The organism is Microbacterium sp. C7(2022) (assembly GCF_028823665.1).
In the GTDB taxonomy this organism is placed as follows: Bacteria; Actinomycetota; Actinomycetes; order Actinomycetales; family Microbacteriaceae; genus Microbacterium.
Window position 1 is genome coordinate 1 of the sequence record NZ_JAPEHV010000005.1, and the last position, 20,169, is coordinate 20,169.

The 20,169-nt window shown below is 67.5% G+C and carries 19 protein-coding genes; 18 read left to right on the top strand and 1 reads right to left on the bottom strand.

Annotated elements, in window-relative coordinates:
• The first annotated feature begins 165 nt into the window (after nt 1-165).
• The 17 genes from ON062_RS08345 to der all read left to right on the top strand — a co-directional run bounded on the left by ON062_RS08345 (nt 166) and on the right by der (nt 18,655).
• Entirely contained in the window at nt 166-1,377 is a 1,212-nt protein-coding gene (locus ON062_RS08345) for a hypothetical protein (RefSeq protein WP_274646680.1), read from the top strand.
• Nucleotides 1,377-2,414, top strand: a complete 1,038-nt coding sequence (locus ON062_RS08350) for an HAD-IIA family hydrolase (protein WP_274646681.1) — start codon at nt 1,377-1,379, stop codon at nt 2,412-2,414. The genes ON062_RS08345 and ON062_RS08350 overlap by 1 nt, the downstream gene beginning before the upstream one ends.
• Before the next feature lie 39 nt (nt 2,415-2,453).
• On the top strand, nt 2,454-2,606 hold the full coding sequence (locus ON062_RS08355; protein WP_274646682.1) for a hypothetical protein: 153 nt from the start codon (nt 2,454-2,456) through the stop codon (nt 2,604-2,606).
• Nucleotides 2,603-3,403: a TlyA family RNA methyltransferase gene (locus ON062_RS08360; RefSeq protein WP_274646683.1), complete on the top strand. Its 801-nt coding sequence runs from the start codon at nt 2,603-2,605 to the stop codon at nt 3,401-3,403. The genes ON062_RS08355 and ON062_RS08360 overlap by 4 nt, the downstream gene beginning before the upstream one ends.
• Nucleotides 3,400-4,338 (top strand): NAD kinase, encoded by a 939-nt coding sequence (locus tag ON062_RS08365; protein ID WP_274646684.1) that lies wholly within the window; start codon nt 3,400-3,402, stop codon nt 4,336-4,338. The genes ON062_RS08360 and ON062_RS08365 overlap by 4 nt, the downstream gene beginning before the upstream one ends.
• Nucleotides 4,335-6,032 (top strand): DNA repair protein RecN, encoded by a 1,698-nt coding sequence (recN, locus tag ON062_RS08370; RefSeq protein ID WP_274646685.1) that lies wholly within the window; start codon nt 4,335-4,337, stop codon nt 6,030-6,032. The genes ON062_RS08365 and recN overlap by 4 nt, the downstream gene beginning before the upstream one ends.
• Nucleotides 6,032-8,875 carry a DUF2207 domain-containing protein gene (locus ON062_RS08375; RefSeq protein ID WP_274646686.1) on the top strand — a complete coding sequence of 948 codons (2,844 nt, stop codon included), beginning with the start codon at nt 6,032-6,034 and terminating at the stop codon, nt 8,873-8,875. The genes recN and ON062_RS08375 overlap by 1 nt, the downstream gene beginning before the upstream one ends.
• Nucleotides 8,876-8,898: 23 nt before the next feature.
• A complete protein-coding gene (locus ON062_RS08380; RefSeq protein ID WP_274646687.1) occupies nt 8,899-10,590 on the top strand; it encodes a CTP synthase in 1,692 nt (563 codons plus the stop codon).
• The gene (locus ON062_RS08385; RefSeq protein WP_274646688.1) at nt 10,583-11,239 is read left to right on the top strand and encodes an NUDIX hydrolase; all 657 of its coding nucleotides are present in this window, start codon (nt 10,583-10,585) and stop codon (nt 11,237-11,239) included. Before ON062_RS08380 ends, ON062_RS08385 begins: the two co-directional genes overlap by 8 nt.
• Nucleotides 11,236-12,159 (top strand): site-specific tyrosine recombinase XerD, encoded by a 924-nt coding sequence (gene xerD / locus ON062_RS08390; protein WP_274646689.1) that lies wholly within the window; start codon nt 11,236-11,238, stop codon nt 12,157-12,159. Before ON062_RS08385 ends, xerD begins: the two co-directional genes overlap by 4 nt.
• Before the next feature lie 142 nt (nt 12,160-12,301).
• Nucleotides 12,302-13,135: a ParA family protein gene (locus tag ON062_RS08395; protein WP_274647043.1), complete on the top strand. Its 834-nt coding sequence runs from the start codon at nt 12,302-12,304 to the stop codon at nt 13,133-13,135.
• Nucleotides 13,119-13,961, top strand: a complete 843-nt coding sequence (locus ON062_RS08400) for a ScpA family protein (RefSeq protein WP_274646690.1) — start codon at nt 13,119-13,121, stop codon at nt 13,959-13,961. Before ON062_RS08395 ends, ON062_RS08400 begins: the two co-directional genes overlap by 17 nt.
• Entirely contained in the window at nt 13,951-14,529 is a 579-nt protein-coding gene (gene scpB, locus ON062_RS08405) for an SMC-Scp complex subunit ScpB (protein ID WP_274646691.1), read from the top strand. Before ON062_RS08400 ends, scpB begins: the two co-directional genes overlap by 11 nt.
• Nucleotides 14,526-15,317 carry a pseudouridine synthase gene (locus ON062_RS08410; protein ID WP_274646692.1) on the top strand — a complete coding sequence of 264 codons (792 nt, stop codon included), beginning with the start codon at nt 14,526-14,528 and terminating at the stop codon, nt 15,315-15,317. Before scpB ends, ON062_RS08410 begins: the two co-directional genes overlap by 4 nt.
• Nucleotides 15,318-16,445 (top strand): prephenate dehydrogenase, encoded by a 1,128-nt coding sequence (locus tag ON062_RS08415; protein WP_274646693.1) that lies wholly within the window; start codon nt 15,318-15,320, stop codon nt 16,443-16,445.
• Nucleotides 16,438-17,133 carry a (d)CMP kinase gene (cmk, locus tag ON062_RS08420; protein ID WP_274646694.1) on the top strand — a complete coding sequence of 232 codons (696 nt, stop codon included), beginning with the start codon at nt 16,438-16,440 and terminating at the stop codon, nt 17,131-17,133. The genes ON062_RS08415 and cmk overlap by 8 nt, the downstream gene beginning before the upstream one ends.
• Nucleotides 17,123-18,655, top strand: a complete 1,533-nt coding sequence (gene der / locus ON062_RS08425) for a ribosome biogenesis GTPase Der (protein ID WP_274646695.1) — start codon at nt 17,123-17,125, stop codon at nt 18,653-18,655. Before cmk ends, der begins: the two co-directional genes overlap by 11 nt.
• Before the next feature lie 64 nt (nt 18,656-18,719).
• On the opposite strand, the gene ON062_RS08430 is transcribed toward der, so the two are convergent.
• Nucleotides 18,720-19,136 carry a GNAT family N-acetyltransferase gene (locus ON062_RS08430; protein WP_274646696.1) on the bottom strand — a complete coding sequence of 139 codons (417 nt, stop codon included), beginning with the start codon at nt 19,134-19,136 and terminating at the stop codon, nt 18,720-18,722.
• 83 nt (nt 19,137-19,219) lie between these two features.
• Between ON062_RS08430 and ON062_RS08435 the strand changes: the two genes are divergently transcribed.
• The gene (locus ON062_RS08435) at nt 19,220-20,155 is read left to right on the top strand and encodes an NUDIX domain-containing protein (RefSeq protein ID WP_274646697.1); all 936 of its coding nucleotides are present in this window, start codon (nt 19,220-19,222) and stop codon (nt 20,153-20,155) included.
• Nucleotides 20,156-20,169: the final 14 nt, after the last annotated feature.

Below are 20,169 nucleotides of genomic sequence, written 5' to 3' on the forward strand. Positions count from 1 at the left end.
GTACTGCAGGGGGGACCCTGTGGGAGAGTAGGACACCGCCGGACTTCCTTTAAACGAAATGGCCACCCAACGTTGGGTGGCCATTTCGCGTTAACAACACACCCACGCACAACGTGGGCTGCACAGTGATTGCCCGCACGTAGCGGGTAGCGGGAGGATCAGATCATGGCCGACAACACGTCCGACGTACCCGACCGCGATCCATCCCGCAGTTCACGCCCTCCGCGCGATGGGCAGCGCTCCACGCCGCACGGCGGTTCACGTAAGCCGTACGCCAAGCGCGACGGCGACCGGAAGCCTTACGAGAAGCGTGACGGCGACCGGAAGCCGTACGAGAAGCGTGATGGTGATCGGAAGCCGTACGAGAAGCGTGATGGTGATCGGAAGCCGTACGCCAAGCGTGACGGTGATCGCAAACCGTACGACAAGCATGATGGTGATCGGAAGCCGTACGCCAAGCGTGATGGCGACCGCAAACCGTACGAGAAGCGTGACGGTGATCGGAAGCCGTACGCCAAGCGCGACGGTGACCGCGGACCGCGGCCGACTCGCGGCGGCGCCGGCCGTCCTGACCGACAAATGCGCGAGGGCGAGATTCGTCCCATGCGTCCGCGCTTCGATGCTCCGGAGATTCCCGAAGAGATCACAGCCCGCGACTTGCACCCCGCCGCTCGCAACGAGCTCAAGACGCTCAGCAAGGACAACGCCGATGGCGTCGCGCGCCACCTCGCGATGGCTGCGCGCCTGATCGACTCGGACCCCGAGCTTGCGCACCAGCACGCGCTTGCGGCATCGCGCCGGGCCGGTCGGATTGGCGTGACCCATGAGACTCTCGCCATCACCGCATACGCAACAGGTGACTTTGCGCTGGCGCTTCGTGAATTGCGCACTCACCGGCGCATCACGGGTCGTGAGGACCATGCGGCGCTTATGGTCGACAGCGAGCGTGGGATCGGTCGCCCTGACAAGGCGCTCGAGACCGGTCGCGCGGTCAACCGTGCCTCTCTTCCGACAGACGCGCGCGTCCAGCTGGCGATCGCGATGTCGGGTGCCCACCTCGATCAGGGGAACGCCGCACAGGCGCTTCGCGAACTCGACATTCCCGAGCTCGACCCCACTCGTGCGTTTGAATGGTCACCCGCGCTGTTCTCCGCCCGCGCGACTGTTCACGAGGAGCTGGGCCAATCCGAACTGGCCGACCAGTGGCACCACCGTGCAGAAGTTGCGGCAGACGCGCTGGACGCTGCCGGCGGTGACCAGGAGACGATCGAGGTGATGAGCATCGAGACCGCGGCCATCGATATCGTCGACGTCGAAGCGGTTGCCCGCGCCGACGAGGGTACGCCTGTAGCTGACGACGTCGAGCGCGCCGACTGATGCCGCTCTTCAGCCGCCGCGCCGCAGAACCCACGCCCCTCGATGGTGTCGACACTGTGCTCGCAGACCTCGACGGTGTGGTCTATGCCGGAGCAGGTCCGATCCCTCACGCCGTCGACAGTGTTACCCGTGCGCGGGAAGACCGGACGCTCGGGTACATCACGAACAACGCTTCGCGGACAGACGCGTCCGTGGCATCGCACCTGACGGAGCTCGGTCTCCCGACGGCCGCACACGAAGTCGTCACCAGTCCGCAGGCGGCCATGCGGCTCCTCGCCCAGCGCGTTGCTCCGGGCTCGACCATCCTCGTCGTCGGTGGCGAAGGACTCGTTGTCGAGGTCGAGAAGGCGGGATTCGTCGTCACACGCAGCGCCGACGACACACCCGCAGCCGTCGTGCAGGGATTTGCTCCCGAGGTCGGCTGGACACAACTCGCTGAAGCTGCCTTCGCGCTCAAACTGCCCGAAGAAGAAGGCGGCATCCCCTGGATCGCGACTAACACCGACTGGACGATCCCGCAGTCGCGGGGTGTCGCGCCCGGGAACGGCACACTCGTCTCCGCCGTGCACACCGCCATCGGTCGCTTGGCGACCGTCGCGGGTAAACCTGAGGTGCCGATCTTCGAAGAAGCGGTGGCACGGTTCGGCGCTCAGCAACCGCTCTTTCTCGGTGACCGCCTCGACACTGACATCCTCGGCGCAAATCGCGCCGGTATCGCCTCGGCGCTGGTGCTGACCGGAATTGACCGGCCTAAGCACGTACTCGCGGCATCACCAGACTCGCAACCGCGGTTCATCCTGGGTGATCTTCGCGAACTGCACGAGCCGTACCCTCGTGTCATCGTCGAGAACGGTGTTGCGACCGTCCGCGGCGCACGAGTCGCGATTGACGGCCCGGACGTGCGCATCGTCTCGCCCGGTGACCGCCCTATCGATCTGCTGCGCGCGGGCGCGGCAGCGATCTGGTCGACGGGCCGCGCGATTTTCGGGTTCCGCGTCCCTGAGGAGCTGTACGCGGATCCGTTCCATCGGCCGTGACATCCGGTCGCTCGCCGTTGCCCTGCGTATCCTGGGGGAATGGACGAGCGCAATCCCTCCGCGTCGAGTGACCTGCTGAGCAAACTCGAAGTCATCGAGGCCCAGCCGCTTGCCACGCGTGCGGCTGCCTACGAGTCGATTCACGATGCCCTCGCCCAGACCCTCGAGTCTGGGCCTACGGGCACACCGTGACGACGCGCCTCGATGCCGCCCTCGCGGCGCGGGGTCTCGCGCGATCGCGCACGGTCGCGGCATCCCTGATCGCACAGGGGGTCGTGAGCGTGGATGGGCGCGTTGTTGTGAAGGCTTCGGCGCAGGTCGCTGACGACGCCGACATCGCGGTCGCGGCATCCGACCATTACGTCAGCAGGGCAGCCCACAAGCTCATCGCCGGACTCGACGCGTTCGGGGTCGACGTGTCAGGGCGCGTGGCTCTCGACATGGGTGCGTCGACGGGCGGATTCACCCAGGTGCTGCGGGAACGCGGTGCTGATCCGGTCATCGCCGTCGACGTGGGTCATGGCCAAATGGCCGCCGACGTGGCATCCGATCCCGGAGTGCGCGCTGTCGAAGGTTTCAACGTGCGTTACATGACGCGCGCGTCGCTTGCCGAGGCCAGCGGCGTCGAGGTCGCACCCGAGGTGATCACTGGTGATCTTTCGTTCATTTCGTTGGGGCATGTCCTCCCGGCAGCGCGAGATGTCGTCGCACAGGGTGGCGAGCTCGTGCTGCTGATCAAGCCGCAGTTCGAGGTCGGACGCACGGCGGTCAAGGGTGGTCTGGTGACGAACCCGGTCTTGCGTGCGGATGCCGTGGCCACCGTGCTGTGGCGCGCATGGGATGTCGGGATGGGCACGGCGGGCATCGTCTCCTCCCCAATCGTGGGTACTCACGGAAATGCGGAGTTCATCGCCCACTTCGTGCCGGGAGGCGGATCGAATCCGACAGAATGGTTGAGCACCGTGAACCGACTGGCGGGGAGCACATGAACAACGCCGCACCGAACGCGACGCGCAACATCCTGGTGGTTGCGCATGCGCAGCGGGTCGACACGGTCGACGCCGCCGAACGCGTGGTGACCGCGTTGCGAGCAGCGGGCGCGCGTCCGGTCATCGCTGACGATCGCAACGAGCTTGCCGAGGTGCGGCCGAGCTTGGCTGACGTCGCCACGCTCGATGACGTCGACATCGCCGACATCGAGTTGGCGGTCGTGCTCGGCGGCGATGGCACGATTCTGCGCGCGGCCGAGCTCGTGCGAAACGGCACCGCGCCGGTGCTGGGCATCAATATGGGGCACGTCGGTTTCTTGGCTGAGATCGAACGCGACGACATGGACGATGCCGTTCGGCGCGTGATCGCCCGCGACTATGAGGTCGAGGAGCGGCTCGCCCTGCATGTGGAAGTGCGGGATGCCGCAGACGCGACGATCTACTCGACGTGGGCACTCAACGAGGCCACGGTCGAGAAGGCGAGCCGTGAGCGGATGCTCGAAGTGGTGGTCGGCGTCGATGGGCGACCGCTGTCGTCGTTCGGTTGCGATGGTGTGGTCATCTCGACGCCCACCGGGTCTACCGCCTACAACTTCTCCGCCGGCGGGCCGGTAATCTGGCCGACGGTTGAAGCGATCTCGGTCGTTCCCCTCTCGGCGCACGCGCTGTTTGCACGCCCGCTCGTCGTCGGGCCCGAGCACACGGTGTCGATCGATGTGCTCGAACGCACCGATGGGACCGGCGTGCTGTGGTGCGACGGACGACGTTCGCATGATCTCCCGCCCGGAGCCCGTGTCGTCGTCGGGCGATCGAACGTTCCGGTGCGCCTGGCGCGGTTGCACCCCGCATCGTTCACCGACCGCCTGGTGCGTAAGTTCCAGTTGCCCGTGGACGGATGGCGAGGTCCGGCCGCCGCGGTGGAGGCTCCGCAGTGATCGAAGAGATGCGCCTGCGTGACCTCGGTGTGATCCAGCAGGCCGTGCTCCCCATCGGCGCCGGCTTCACGGCGATTACCGGCGAGACGGGCGCGGGAAAGACCATGGTCGTCACGGGCCTCGGGCTGCTGCTCGGGCAGCGCGCCGACTTCGGAGCTGTGCGTGCCGGTGCGACGCAGGCGACGGTCGACGGCGTCTGGAATGTTCCCGACAGCGGACCAGTGGTCGAGCGTGTGCGCGACGCGGGGGGAGATATCGAGCCTCTTCCCGGGGGGCGTGCCGAGCTGTTCTTGGGGCGGTCGATCTCCTCGGAGGGACGCAGCCGCGCGTCGGTCGGCGGTCGTTCGGCGCCCGCCGGCGTGCTCGCCGACCTCGCGGACGAACTCGTCGTCGTGCACGGCCAGTCCGACCAGCTGCGTTTGAAGTCCGCGACCGCGCAGCGCGACGCCCTCGACCGTTTCGGTGGCGACGACGTGGCTCGCGCGGCGACGCAGTATCGCGCGGCGTACGAGACGCATCGCGCTCTGGCGAATGAGCTCGACAAGCTGACGACTGATCGAGACGCCCGCGCGGCCGAGGCGCAGAAGCTGCGCGAGGAGATCAGCGAGATCGAATCGGTTGCCCCGACCGCGGGGGAGGACGACGAGCTCGCGAAACGCGCGGAGCGACTGTCGCACGTCGAAGAACTGCGCGCCGCGGCGGCGCTCGCCCACGATGCGCTGTCGGGCGATCCGAACCTGCCCGATGTCATCTCGCTCGCCGCAGACGCGCGTCGCGCGCTTGAGCGCTCGGGTGACCGCGACGCGACGCTCACCGACTTCGCCGCGCAGGCGGCCGATATCGGGTACCGGGCAACCGACCTTGCGGCAGCCCTTGCTGGCTATCTCGCAGATCTCGACGACTCGGGCCCCCATGAACTCGCGGCTGTCGATGAGCGCCGCGCGCTCCTCGCGGGCCTCGTCCGCACCCATGGTTCGTTGGGTGCCGCGATCGCGCTGCTCGACACGGGTTCGGCGCGGCTGATGGAACTCGATGACGACGACGACCGGATTGTGCGGTTGACGGCCGAAGCCGAGGCGGCGGCATCCACTCTCGACGACGCCGCACACGCACTGACGCAGGCGCGCACCGAAGCGGCGGGCCGGTTGGGCGCCGCGGTGAGCGAAGAATTGCGCGCGCTCGCGATGCCGGATGCCCGCATCGAGGTGACCGTGTCGCCCGGTGCAGAGTCGGCTTCGGGCCGCGACGACGTCGCGATCCTTCTCGCGCCGCATCCGGGCGCCGAGCCGCGGCCGGTATCGCGCGGTGCGTCGGGCGGCGAACTCAGCCGTGTGATGCTGGCGATCGAGGTGGTGATCGCCGCTGTCGACCCCGTTCCCACGTTCGTCTTCGATGAGGTGGATGCCGGAATCGGTGGCGCAGCCGCGATCGAAGTGGGCCGGCGCCTGGCGCGGCTGGCCGAATCATCCCAGGTGATCGCCGTCACGCACCTCGCGCAGGTGGCCGCCTTCGCCGGGAATCACCTGTCGGTCGTGAAAGAAAGTGACGGGTCGGTGACGGCGTCGAGCGTGCGACGCCTGGACGGCGACGAGCGCGAAGCCGAGATGGCGCGCCTACTGTCGGGTCTGTCAGATTCGGATGCCGCGCTCACCCACGCGCGGGAGTTGCTCGCCCTGGCCACCAGCGACCGCTGATGGCGGTCGATCGCCCGGGCAACGAGCAGGACGCGCCGCCCGAGGGAGCGCGCCCGATCGAGCGGCCGCAGCCGACGCCGTTGTATGCATGGCTGTCGCGTCGTTTGCTCCGGGCGGAGGCATGGGCGCGCTCGCGCGGCTCACGCCGCGTGCGACGCGCGACCGCGGCGATATGGGTGATCGTCGCTCTCATCGGCGCGATTCTGCTTGTCGGGCCGGTGATCAACAAGCCGGCGACCCTGGAAGACATCACCACCGCGGCATCCGAGGTGACATCCGATTGGATCGCGCGCTCGTTCGACGCCGAATACACCATCAGTCGTGACGACGAGGGTCGCATGCAGGTCGAGGTGGTCGAGACGATCGACGCTCTGTTCCCGGACGGCGTCGAACCCGAGCCGATTGCCCGTGTGATCTCAAGTCAATACGAGGGGCACGACCTGCAGCCCACCCTCACCGCGGCGACCGTTGATGGCGCGGCCGTCACGCCGGGCATCGTCACACGGCCCACCACGACCACTTTCGTCGTGCCGGTGGGGGACACGGGCACGCGCGAGTACACGGTGGTCTTGACCTACACGTTGAGCGATGTCGCCTACCGGGCGTACGACGATTCCACACGGCTGACCGACGATCTGCTCGAGTGGGATGTGCTCGGCGGGGGATGGGCGCAAGGCATCGCGGAGAAGTCTCTGTCGATTACGCTCCCGCGCGACCTCGACGATGCGATGACTCGTCAGCCGACGGCGTCGCTCGCGTGGTTGTTGATCGGTGACACCCAAACGCTGGAGCCCGACAGCGAGACTGCGGCATCCGTCACGTACGTGGTCACGAACGACCAGAACATGCCGCCGTACTCGCAGTTCTGGTTCACGATGCATTTTGCCGACGGCACGTTCACGATGCCGCCGGAGTCGTGGATCTATTGGGTGCAGGTGATCGGCCCGTTCGCGCCCCTGATCCTGCTGGGCGTGGCACTGCTTTTCGCGCTCGCCGCGCGGGCCGTCGCGTGGAGCGACGCGCGGGGCAGGGCGTGGTTTGTTTCGCAGTACGCGCCGGAGCCGGACGTCTCGGTGCCGCTGGCGGCGCGGTTGTGGCGCGCGCCGCTGGCCGCGCCCCTCATGAGGGCGCTCGAAGAGTATCGCCGGCATCCGAAGACGGGCTCGGCACGACGTGGGCTGGTGCGCGAGGCGCGCCGCTTCAATCGGGTCGGCAACATCCCGCTGGCCTGGGGCCGCTACCTGGGAGCGGCTGAGTGGGCGGAGCAGTTCCGGCGCGGGTTGCGCCGCGTACCGCGCGGGTTCGTGCGCGACATGTTCATCGGCGCATCGCTCGCGCTCACGCTCGTGCAGTGGGGACTCGTGCGGCAGTTGTCGTACCAGTTCTCGCTCACCGAGTACTGGTGGCCGGTTGTCATTGTGTTCGCGTCCTCCGCGCTCGCCGCCGTGGTGCTCGTGATCGCGCTCAGTGCACGGCCCCTCACCAGACCGGGTGTGTTCGCGCGCGAACATCTCATGGGGCTTGAGCTATACCTCGAGCAGACGCAAGCGATCGAGCGCACCACCTTGCGTGACCCGCTGCTGCCGTACATCGTGATGTTCGCTCCCCGCCGGCGCGCCAAGCGCACGGTCGCGCGGCTGATCAAAGAAAACGGGCTCGCGCGCGAGGTCTCGCACGATCCCCAGTTCCTCACCGCTGGCCGCCTCGCGGTGCGCGGCATGTCGGTTCTGGCGCTGGTCGCCGCGATCGCCGTGGCGATCTGGGTTCCTGCCAGCACCACGTATCGCGACGAAGACGCGGTGTACTCCGGTGACCTGCCCGGCGACTACGGCATGTTCGTGCACACGTTCGACGCGCAAGCCATGGCGGACGTGGCATCCGATTCCTCCGTCTCGATCACCGTCACCGAGACGCTCGAGGTGAACGTCGGGTCGGGGTTCCGCGAGGTGCCCCAAGTGCTGCGGCAATGGCAGGATCGCGTGGACGGCCACGACACGGGGCTGACTGTCACCGGTGTGACCGTCGACGGCGCCGACGTTCCCTACACGCAGAGTCGGATGCAAGGGCAGGCGCTGCTGCAGACGCAGATCCCCGATGAGTGGCCGGGCGAGCACACCGTCGTGATCAATTACCGGATCGCGGATGCCGTCGGGACGACCGTCGACGGTGGCGAGCGACGCGATCAGGTGCGATGGGCCGCGCTGAACCCGGGATGGTCGTTCGCGTGGTCTGGCGTTGATGACGATGTCGAGCGGGTGCGGGCGCAGCTGACCGTCCCCACAGCCCTTGCGGACGCGATGATCGGCGACAGCGGCCCCCTCGACTACACGCTGTACAACGACGACGGCGTGCGGGTTCGCGAGTTCGACACGGTGCGCACCGCGGGAGATCAGGTGGTCTTCACCGAAGAGCGGGCGACCGAAGAAGACCACGACTGGCTTGACGACAACACGTTCCTCGGGTTCCAGATGCAGTTCGTCTCGGGCACATTCACCGGGGGAGGGATCGTCGAATGGTTCGGATTCGCCTTCATCGACACGATGCCCGTGTGGCTTCCGCTGACTCTCGGCATCGGCGCGATCGGGTTCGCCGCACTGGGTGTGCTCATCCAGCGCGTCCGCCCCGCGGCCGTTGCGCAGAGCGGATTGCTGCGTGACAGCATCCGCTGGATTCCGCCCTGGTTCACGGCGGCGCAAGTGGTGACGCTGTTCTGGGCGACCCTGACGCAACAAGGAGACGAGCCCGAGTTCATGCTTGCCATGACCCTGCTTGTGGTGAGTATCGTGGCATCCATCGTCGTACTCATCTCGACTCGGCGCCGGAATCCTCAGCGTTCACGCTGAGACGTGGGATAGGATCGAAGCCCGTGACGGACACTTCTGCAGCGGGACCACTGAGCGACACCACCAAGCACATCTTCGTGACCGGGGGTGTCGTTTCTTCGTTGGGTAAGGGCCTGACGGCCGCGAGCCTCGGCAACCTCCTGACGGCGCGCGGACTGCGCGTGGTCATGCAAAAGCTCGACCCGTACCTCAACGTCGACCCGGGCACCATGAACCCGTTCCAGCACGGTGAGGTCTTTGTCACCGACGATGGTGCCGAGACCGATCTCGACATCGGGCACTACGAACGCTTCCTCGACATCGAGCTGAGCCAGGCCGCGAACGTCACCACGGGCCAGATCTACTCGCAGGTGATCGCCAAGGAGCGCCGCGGCGAGTACCTGGGCGACACCGTGCAGGTGATTCCGCACATCTCGGACGAGATCAAGCGTCGCATGCGCCTGCAGGCCGACGAGACACCGAAGCCCGACGTCATCATCACCGAAATCGGTGGCACCGTCGGTGACATCGAGTCGCAGCCGTTCATCGAGTCGGCGCGCCAGATTCGTCACGAACTCGGCCGCGGCAACGTGTTCTTCGTGCACGTGTCCCTCGTGCCGTATATGGGCGCCTCGGGTGAGCAGAAGACCAAGCCGACGCAGCACTCCGTCGCGACGCTGCGCTCGATCGGCATCCAGCCCGACGCGCTCGTGCTGCGCAGCGACCGCCCCGTCACCGAGTCGAACAAGCGCAAGATCGCGCTGATGTGTGACGTCGACGAAGACGCGGTCGTCAACGCGACCGACGCGGCGAGCATCTACGACATTCCGACGATGATCAACCAGCAGGGCCTCGACGAGTACATCGTGCGCGCGCTCGGGCTCGAAAAGGCCAAGGACGTCGACTGGTCGCGCTGGCAGCGTGTTCTCGAGGCGGTGCACAACCCCAAGCACGACGTGACGATCGGCCTCGTCGGCAAGTACATTGACCTGCCCGACGCGTACCTGTCGGTCACCGAGGCACTCAAGGCCGGCGGGTTCGCGCAGGAGACCAAGGTGGCGATCACCTGGATTCCTTCGGACACGTGCGAGACGCCCGAGGGTGCCGCCAAGGCACTGAGCGCCGTGGACGGCATCATCGTCCCCGGCGGATTCGGCATCCGCGGCATCGAGGGCAAGCTGGGTGCGCTGAAGTTCGCGCGCGAGCAGGGCATCCCCACGCTCGGAATCTGCCTGGGCATGCAGTGCATGGTGATCGAGTATGCGCGCAACAAGGCGGGGCTTGCGGGAGCATCTTCGAGCGAATTCGACCCAGACACCGAGTTCCCGGTCATTGCGACGATGGCTGAGCAGGTCGACATCCTCGAAAGCGGCGATCTGGGCGGAACGATGCGCCTGGGCCTGTACGAGGCCGCGCTCGCCGAAGGGTCTCTCGCGGCAGAGCTGTACGGCTCGAACACGTCGCAGGAGCGTCACCGTCACCGCTACGAGGTGAACAACCGCTACCGCGACCAGATCGCCGAGGCGGGCATGGTCTTCTCGGGCCTCAACCCCGAGCTCGATCTTGTCGAGTACGTCGAGTTGCCGCGCGATGAACACCCGTTCTACATCGCCACGCAGGCGCACCCCGAACTGCGCTCACGCCCGACCGACCCGCACCCGTTGTTCCGCGGACTGATCGGCGCCGCTCTCGAGCGTCACCGCTCGAGCGAACTGTTCGACGTCGAGAATGACTGAAGCGCGCGTGTCGCAGGGCCTCCTGACCGACGACCCGGTGAGCGCCGAGGTCGCCCGCTCAGAGACGGTGTACGAGGGTCGCGTGTGGAACATCCGCCGCGATGAGGTGACCTACAACGGTGACACCATCGTGCGCGAGTACATGGATCACACCGGGGCGGTCGCCGTGCTCGCGCTCGACGATGAGGATCGCGTGCTGCTGATCAAGCAGTACCGGCACCCCGTGCGCGTGCGCGACTGGGAGATCCCGGCCGGCCTGTTGGACATCGCCGGTGAGAACCCGCTCGACAGCGCGCGGCGCGAACTCGCCGAAGAGGCCGACCTGGTCGCCGACCGGTGGAACGTGCTCGCGGAGTTCTACACGACACCGGGCGGGAGCGACGAGGCGATCCGCATCTACTTGGCCCGCGGCCTGTCGCCGGCGAGTGAGACCTTCGCGCGGGAAGATGAAGAGGCCGACATCGAGGTGAAGTGGGTTCCGCTCGACGAGGTCGTGGAGGCGATCCTCGCACGTCGCGTGCAGAACCCGTCGCTGGTGGTCGGCGTCCTCGCCGCGCACGCGTCTCGCCGGGACGGCTGGGTGAGCCTCGGCGCGCCCGACGAATCGTGGGAGCGTCGCACGCGACCGGTGGGTGTCGGCACGGAATGAAGCTCGATCGAGCGGTGGACGCATACCTGCGTCACATCTCGATCGAACGCGGTCTGTCCTCGCACACGGTCGAGGCGTATCGACGTGACCTGACCGGCTACGTTCGTTGGCTGCACGACCATGATGTCGACGACGTCGAGGGCGTCACCGATGCGTTGGTGTCAGAATTCGCGGCAGAACGCGCGTCGGCGCAGCCCGCACCCGCGGCATCTTCCCTCGCACGATTGCAGTCGTCGGTGCGCGGGCTGCACCGCTTTCTCGTGCGTGAAGCAGTCACCGATCACGATCCTGCGGGGCGTCTGCGCCCGCCGAAGCAGCCCGCTTCGTTGCCGAAGGCGCTCACGATTGCGCAGGTCGAATCACTGTTGGATGCCGCGGGCCCGGCGCCCGACGCGGTCGAAGCCGCCTCGCTCACGGCGATCCGCGACCGCGCTCTGCTCGAGCTGCTCTACGCCACCGGGGCGCGCGTGTCGGAGATCGTGCAGCTCGACGTCGATGACGTGATCGACACCGACGTGCTGCGGGTGCGAGGCAAGGGCTCGAAAGAGCGACTCGTGCCGGTCGGATCGTTCGCGCGCGCGGCGCTGGATGCCTACCTCACGCGCGCGCGGCCGGCGCTCGCCGCCCGTGGGCGCGCGACGCCGCGCCTGTTTCTCGGGGCCCGTGGCGCCCCGCTGTCGAGACAGAGCGCGTGGCTGTTGATCCAGGCCATCGCCGAGCGGGCGAAGCTCAGCGCCCATGTGTCCCCGCACACGCTGCGGCACTCGTTTGCTACGCACTTGCTGCAGGGCGGTGCGGACGTGCGTGTGGTGCAGGAGCTCCTCGGTCACGCGTCGGTGGCGACGACGCAGATCTACACGCACGTGAGCATCGATGCGCTGCGCGATGTCTATGCGACGTCGCATCCGCGCGCGCGGTGACTTCCCGGTTGTGCACGTCCCCGCGCCGCCTCGCGGGGAACCGGCGCGGCGTGGCTAGAATCGAGCGAACGACGTGAAGGCAGGAGAGTTCGTGGCGGGCAGTAAGCAGGGCGCGAAGACGACCCCAACCGGTGACACCCCGATGGGTCCGACGGGTCGCCCCTATCAGGGCTTCCCGACCCCGACGAAGCTCGACCGGCACGGCCCCGCCCGCATCATTGCGTTGTGCAACCAGAAGGGCGGTGTCGGAAAGACGACGACGACCATCAACCTGGCCGCCTCTCTCGCCAACTACGGGCGCAAGGTGCTCGCGGTGGACTTCGACCCGCAAGGCGCATTGTCTGCCGGGCTCGGCATCCAGACCCACGAGATTCCGACGATCTACGACCTGCTCGTCGACTCGAAGCGCGACCCGCGTGATGCCATCGTGAAATCGCGAGTGGAGAACCTCGACGTCATCCCCGCGAACATCGACCTGTCGGCCGCCGAGGTGCACCTCGTCAACGAGGTGGCGCGCGAGCAGACGCTGTCGCGCGCGCTGTTGAAGGTGACCGGCGACTACGACGTGATCCTGATCGACTGCCAGCCGTCGCTCGGGTTGCTGACCGTCAATGCGCTGACTGCCAGTCATGGCGTGGTGATTCCGCTCGAGTGCGAGTTCTTCGCGCTGCGCGGTGTTGCGATGCTCATCGAGACCATCGACAAGGTGCGCGACCGGCTGAACCCCACGATCACCCTCGACGGCGTGCTCGCCACGATGTACGACGCCCGCACCTTGCACTCGCGTGAGGTGCTCGAGCGTGTGGTCGACGCGTTCGGCGACGACGTGCTCGAGACGGTGATCGGCCGCACGGTGAAGTTCCCCGACGCGTCGGTGTCGGGCATGCCGATCATCGAGTTTGCGCCGGAGCACGCTGCCGCCCAGGCATACCTGCGACTGGCGCGGGAGCTGGTCGCGCGTGGCGCCGTCGCCTGACGACACTGCGTCGGCCCCGGAGGGCACAGCGGCGCCGCTCGAGGACAGCGGCTTCCGCGTCACGCTCGGCGTGTTCGACGGGCCGTTCGACCTCTTGCTCAGCCTCATCTCGAAGCACGAACTCGACATCACAGAGGTCTCACTGTCGAAGGTGACCGACGAGTTCATCGCGTACCTGCGCCAGCTCGGCCCCGACGAAGAGCTCGACGAGGCCTCGCAGTTCCTGGTCGTGGCCGCGACTCTGCTCGACATGAAGGTCGCCGGGTTGCTGCCGCAGGGGGAGTTGGTGGATGCCGAGTCGGTGGCGCTCCTCGAAGCACGTGACCTGCTGTTCGCTCGCCTGCTGCAGTATCGGGCGTTCAAAGAGGTTTCGGTGTGGTTCTCGCGGTGCCTGCAGCGCGAAGAGCGCCGGCACGCGCGCGCCGTGCGGCTCGACGCGAAGTACCGCAATGCGGTTCCCGAGCTCAAGTGGACGCTCAGCGCCGATGACTTCGGCGCGCTGGCGTTGCTGGCGATGACGCCGAAAGAGATTCCTCATGTCGGCCTCGATCACCTGCACGCGCCACTCGTAAGCATCCGCGAACAGGCCGCGATCGTGGTGACGCTGTTGCGGGATGCCGGAACCTTGTCGTTCCGTGAGCTCGTGGCCGGTGTCAGCCAGACCGGAGTCGTGGTGGCCCGGTTCATCTCTGTGCTCGAGCTCTACCGGCATGCGGCCCTGTCGTTCGAGCAGCTCGAGCCGCTCGGTGAACTGACGCTTCGGTGGAGCGCGCAGCGGTGGAGCGACGAGAACTTGGCGACGTTGGGAGCCGACTATGACCGATGATGACCTGACCCCCGAGCGGGTGGCTCGCCGCCTCGAGGCGATCCTGCTGATCGTCGAAGATCCGCAGAGCGTGGTGGCCCTCGCCGCCGCCGTCAACGCACCGGTGCCTACGGTGAAGCAGGCGATCGATGACCTGGTCGCCGATTACGACGGCGCGGCTGGCGGTCCGGTGCGAGGGTTCGAACTGCGAGAGGTGGGCGGCGGCTGGCGCCTGTACGTCCGCGAAGACTACGACGACCTCGTCAGCGAGTTCGTCAACCAGCAGGCGCCGTCGCGTTTGTCGCAGGCAGCGCTCGAGACGCTTGCCGTGATCGCGTACAAGCAACCGGTCACGCGCAGCCAAGTGGCATCCATTCGCGCCGTCAACGTCGACTCGGTCGTGCGCACTCTTGTTGCCCGGGGGCTCATCACCGAACTGTTCGCCGACGCCGAGACCGGCGCGATCAACTACGGCACCACCGATGCGCTGCTGACCCACTTGGGCATCAACTCGCTCGATGAGCTGCCCCATATCTCGCCGCTGCTCGATGACGGCGCCGACGGATTCGCAGAGGAGATCCACCGATGACCGATCCATCGACGGGCGATGCCACCGAGACCGTGCGGTTGCAGAAGGCGCTCGCGAACGCGGGGGTGGCCTCGCGCCGCGTGGCCGAAGACATGATCGTCGCCGGGCGCGTGCGCGTAAACGGCGTGGTCGTGACCGAACTGGGCTCGCGCGTGAACACCGACGTCGATCTGGTCGATGTCGACGGCACCGCCGTGCAGTTCGACCAGTCGAAGCGCTACGTCATGCTCAACAAGCCGACGGGCGTCGTCAGCTCGATGAAGGACGATCGCGGACGCCCCGATCTGCGCCGCTTCACGCGCGAGTTCGACGAGCGGTTGTACAACGTCGGTCGATTGGATGCCGAGACCAGCGGTCTGCTCGTCCTCACCAACGACGGTGAACTGGCGCACATTCTCGCCCACCCGTCGTTCGGGGTGACGAAGGTGTACATCGCCAAGGTCGAAGGAACCGTCACCCCGCAGACGATCCAGAAGCTCACGCGAGGGATCGAGCTCGAGGACGGGTACATCGCCGCCGACAAGGCGCGTCTGCTGTCGAGCTCGGCCGAGGGTGGTGGGTCGCTGGTCGAGCTGACCCTGCACTCGGGGCGCAACCGCATCGTTCGCCGCATGATGGCGACCGTCGGGCATCCGGTCATCGACTTGGTGCGTCGCCAGTTCGGTCCGCTGCACCTGGGAACGTTGCCAGCGGGGAAGACGCGGGAGTTGACTAAAGTGGAGCGGGGCGATCTGCTCACTCTCGCGCGCCGCGCGACGGAGGGGACCCCGGGGGACCAGGAGACCTAAGTGACCGATTCGACCGCGACAGCCGTGCGCGCGCGCCCCGCCGCGCGCGTGACCGGCACCGTGCGCATCGTCGGCGCGGGACTGCTCGGGTCGAGCATCGGTCACGCGCTGCGCGCACTCGGCGTCGATGTCGCCCTCGAAGACGCATCGCCGTCGCAACTGCGGCTCGCCATCGACTACGGCGCAGGCCGACAGGCGGCGGACGACGACGCACCGACCCTCATCGTGGTGGCGGTGCCGCCCGATGTCACCGCCGACGTGATCGAGCGCGAACTCTCGCGGTACCCGGACGCCGTCGTCACCGATGTCGCGAGCGTCAAACTCGAGCCGCTGCATGAGTTGCGCGCACGGGGGGTCGACCTCACGCATTACATCGGCTCGCATCCTCTCGCAGGGCGCGAGCGCGGCGGAGCCATCTCGGCGCGTGCCGACATCTTCGTCGGGCGGCCCTGGGTCGTGTGCCGCGACGGTGAGACCCCGGCGGCTGACCTCGCACTCGTCGAAGGGCTGGCGCTGGATCTCGGCGCCACGCCTATCGAGATGTCGCCCGAAGAGCACGACCGCGCGGTTGCGCTGGTCTCGCACGTTCCGCAGTTGGTGGCGAGCCTCCTCGCGGGCCGATTCGTCGACGCCGCCGATGGCTCCCTGCGCTTGGCGGGGCAAGGTGTACGCGACACGACGCGCATCGCGGCATCCGCCCCCGAACTATGGGTGCAGATTCTCGGCGCGAACGCCGCGCCCGTGGTCGAAGTGCTCGACGCGCTCGCCGCTGACCTCTCGTCGGTCGCCGATGCGCTGCGCGCACCCGATGAGCCCGGCGCGCGCCGGGCGGTCGCCGACACGATTCGTCGGGGCAACGACGGCGTCGAGCGCCTCCCCGGGAAGCACGGCCAGAACCGCCGTTTCGAGCAGGTGGTCGTCATGGTCGACGACACGCCGGGCCAGTTGGGCCGACTCTTCGGCGAACTGGGCGAGCTTGATGTGAACGTGGAAGACCTGCGTCTGGAGCATTCTCCGGGCGCTCAATTCGGCTTGGCCGAAATCAGTGTTGTGCCCACCGCGGTACGACGCGCTGTAGACGGCCTCGAGTCGCGAGGCTGGAAGATTGCGAGCACCACCAATGACTGACCCGATCATCGTCGCCATCGACGGCCCCGCCGGAAGCGGCAAGTCCAGCGTCTCAAAGCAGGTCGCACGGCGCCTCGGATTCGGGTACCTCGACACCGGAGCCGCATATCGCGCGCTCGCATGGCACGCGCTCGAGCACGACGCCGACACGTCTGACTCGGCATCCGTCCTCGACGTCGCCAGTTCGTTCGACTACGCCATCTCGCTCGACCCCGACGAGTACTGGGTGCGCGTGGGCAGCACCGACGTTACCGACGCGATTCGCGAGACGCGCGTGAGCGACGCCGTGAGCGGTGTGGCGCGCGTACCGGTCGTGCGCGAAGCGGTGAACAACATGTTCCGTGCCCTCGTGGCATCCTCTGGCCGTCCCGGTGTCGTCGTCGAAGGGCGAGACATCACCACGGTGGTCGCCCCCGACGCGCCCGTGCGCATTCTCTTGACCGCCGCGCCCGAGGTGCGCGCTGCGCGACGCAGTGCCGAAGTGACGACGCAGGATGCCGCGACCGTGGCGGCCGCGCTGCACAAGCGCGACGCGTCGGACTCGGCAGTGGTGGACTTTCTTACCGCCGCCCCCGGCGTTGAGGTCGTCGACTCGACCCACCTCGGCTTCGATCAGACCGTGGACGCCGTCCTCGACGTGATCCGCACATCTGTGCCCACCCAGACGGGAGCCGTTCATGGCAGCTGACGAACACACCGAAGAATTCGACGGCGGCGACGACCACCTCGCCGAGAACCTGTCGCAGATCGACGACGACCTCGCCGACAAGCGCGCCGCGGCCCTTCGCGTCGGGCTGGAAGAGTACGATCTCGACGACGAAGACGCCGAGCTGCTCGAAGGCCTCGTGCGCGGCGAAGACGGCATCGAGTACCTCCCGGCGCTGCCGGTGGTCGCCATCGTGGGGCGCCCGAACGTCGGCAAGTCGGCGCTGGTGAACCGCATCCTCGGTCGCCGTGAGGCCGTGGTCGAAGACACCCCCGGGGTGACCCGTGACCGTGTCACCTACAAGGCCGAGTGGATGGACCGACGGTTCTCGCTCGTCGACACCGGCGGGTGGGAGCCTGACGCGCGCGGCATTGACGCGTCGGTCGCGGCCCAGGCTGAGGTCGCGATCGACCTCTGCGACGTCGTGCTGTTCGTGGTGGATGCCATGGTGGGCGCCACGTCGACCGATGAGCAGGTCGTGCGCTTGCTGCGCAAGAGTGGCAAGCCGGTCTTCCTCGTCGCCAACAAGATCGACGACTCGCGCCAGGAGCCCGAGGCTGCGGCGCTGTGGGGGCTGGGCCTCGGCACGCCTCACCCGGTCTCGGCGATCCACGGTCGCGGTGTCGCTGACCTGCTCGACGAGATCATGAAGGTGCTGCCCGATGTGTCGGCGGTGGCTAAGCACGAGATCGGTGGGCCGCGTCGCGTGGCGATTCTCGGTCGCCCCAACGTCGGAAAGTCGTCGCTGTTGAACAAGGCGGCGGGCGAAGAGCGCGTCGTCGTCAACGATTTGGCCGGAACCACACGCGACCCGGTCGACGAGATCGTCGATGTGGGCGGCAAGCTCTGGCGATTCGTCGACACCGCCGGTATTCGTCGCCGCGTGCACCTGCAGCAGGGTGCCGACTTCTACGCGTCGCTGCGCACCTCGGCTGCTCTCGAAAAGGCCGAAGTCGCTGTCGTCGTGATCGATGTCAGCCAGCCGATCAGCGAGCAGGACGTGCGCATCATCGACCTGGTGCTCGAATCGGGCCGCGCGCTCGTCCTCGCCTACAACAAGTGGGATCTGCTGAACACGCCCGAGTACGAAGACGCAGAGCGTCGCCGCTACCTCGAGCGTGAGATCGAACAAGACCTCGCGCACGTCGCATGGGCACCGCGTGTGAACATTTCGGCGCGCACCGGGCGTCACCTCGAAAAGCTCGTCCCGGCGCTCGAGACCGCTCTGGAGTCGTGGGATCGCCGCATTCCGACCGGAAAGTTCAACGCGTTCCTGTCGGAGCTCGTCGCCGAGCACCCGCACCCGCTGCGCGGGGGCAAGCAGCCGCGCATCCTGTTCGGCACCCAGGCATCGACGCGCCCGCCGACATTCGTGCTCTTCACGACAGGCTTCCTCGACCCGGGCTACCGCCGGTTCATCCAGCGCCGCCTGCGCGAGCTGTACAGCTTCGAGGGAACGCCGATCGTCATCAACATGCGTGTGCGCGAGAAGCGCCAGCGCTGATCAGACACACGATCGAAGCCGCCGGACATCCTTCGGGAGCCGGCGGCTTCGTCGTATCGGGCGATCAGCGGCCCTGGCGGCTGGCGCGCACCATCACCATGCGGTCCGGCTCGGCGAATCCGAACTGCTCGTAGAGCCCATGCGCATCGTCGGTCACCAGCATCCATCGAAAGTCTCTTCCGGGTCCGTCGTCGATCATCATCCGCATCATGCGTTTGCTGAGCCCGTGGCCTCGGTGCTCGCCGATCACGAACACATCGGCGAGAAAGGCGAACGCGACGCCGTCCGAGACCGCGCGGGCGAAGCCGACGAGCTCGCCGGTGTCGTCCCGATATGCACCGACGACGCGCCACGCACCGTCGATCTGCGCGTCGACGTCGGCGCGAGTGCGCCAGCGACCCCAGTACGCCTCGGCCGACAGCCACGACCAGATCACGTCGCGTTGCAGTCTGCTCGGATCATCGCTCAGCGTGTAGGTCATGGCTGTCATTCTGGCGCGGATGGTCGCAGCACCGATCGTGCCGATCGCGACCCGGTGGCATGGGGGTGTGAAAGGCTGGCAGCGTGACGATCGAACCGCCCGGGGCTTCAGAGCCGCGCCGCCCGCACGGCCCCCGCGACGCCGGGGATGCGTGGGTGATCGCGCCGAGCGGTGAACGTTACTGGGGGCGCTTCGGCGCGGCCGGCCTGCTGGCCGTGGACCCCGCGCGCGGAGTATTGCTGCAGCACCGGGTGTCGTGGAGTCACTTCGGCGGAACGTGGGCGCTGCCCGGTGGCGCGCGGCACGAGGGCGAGTCGGCGATCGCTGGAGCGTTGCGCGAAGCGCAGGAAGAGGCAGGAGTTCCGGATGCCGCGACGACGCCGCGTGTGGTGAGTGTGCTCGACCTGGGTTTCTGGTCGTACGCCACGGTCGTCGCCGATGTCATGGTGCCGTTCGATCCCGTGATCAGCGACCCCGAGAGCTACGAGCTGACGTGGGTGCCGATCGATGACGTGGACTCGTACCCGTTACACCCGGGGTTCGCGGCTGCGTGGCCCGCGTTGCGTTCGATGCTCTCGGTGACCCCGGCGGTAGTGGTCGACATGGCGAATGTCATGGGGTCGGTGCCTGACGGGTGGTGGAAGGATCGCGCGGGCGCCGCGTCTCGCTGGCTCGAGCGAATGGACGCGCTCGTGGAGTGGGGAGTGGATGCCGCGGCCCTCGGCCTGGCGGGTGGAACGTGGTTTCCGCGGTGGAGCGTTGTCGTGGAGGGGCAGGCGCGTGATGTGCGAGCTGCCGCCTCGCGCACGGCCGGCCGGGGGTATGCCGGCGGCGACGTGCATGTGGTGTCTGCGGCGGGATCGGGTGATGACGAGATCGTCGCCGAGGTGGCGCGCCGTCTCGATGCCGGTGACACCGTGACGGTGGTGACCAGTGACCGCGAGCTTGCGACTCGCGTCGAGGCGCTGGGTGCCGGCGTGCGCGGAGCGCGGTGGCTTCGGGAGTTGCTCGAGGCGTAGCGCCCGGTGCGGTC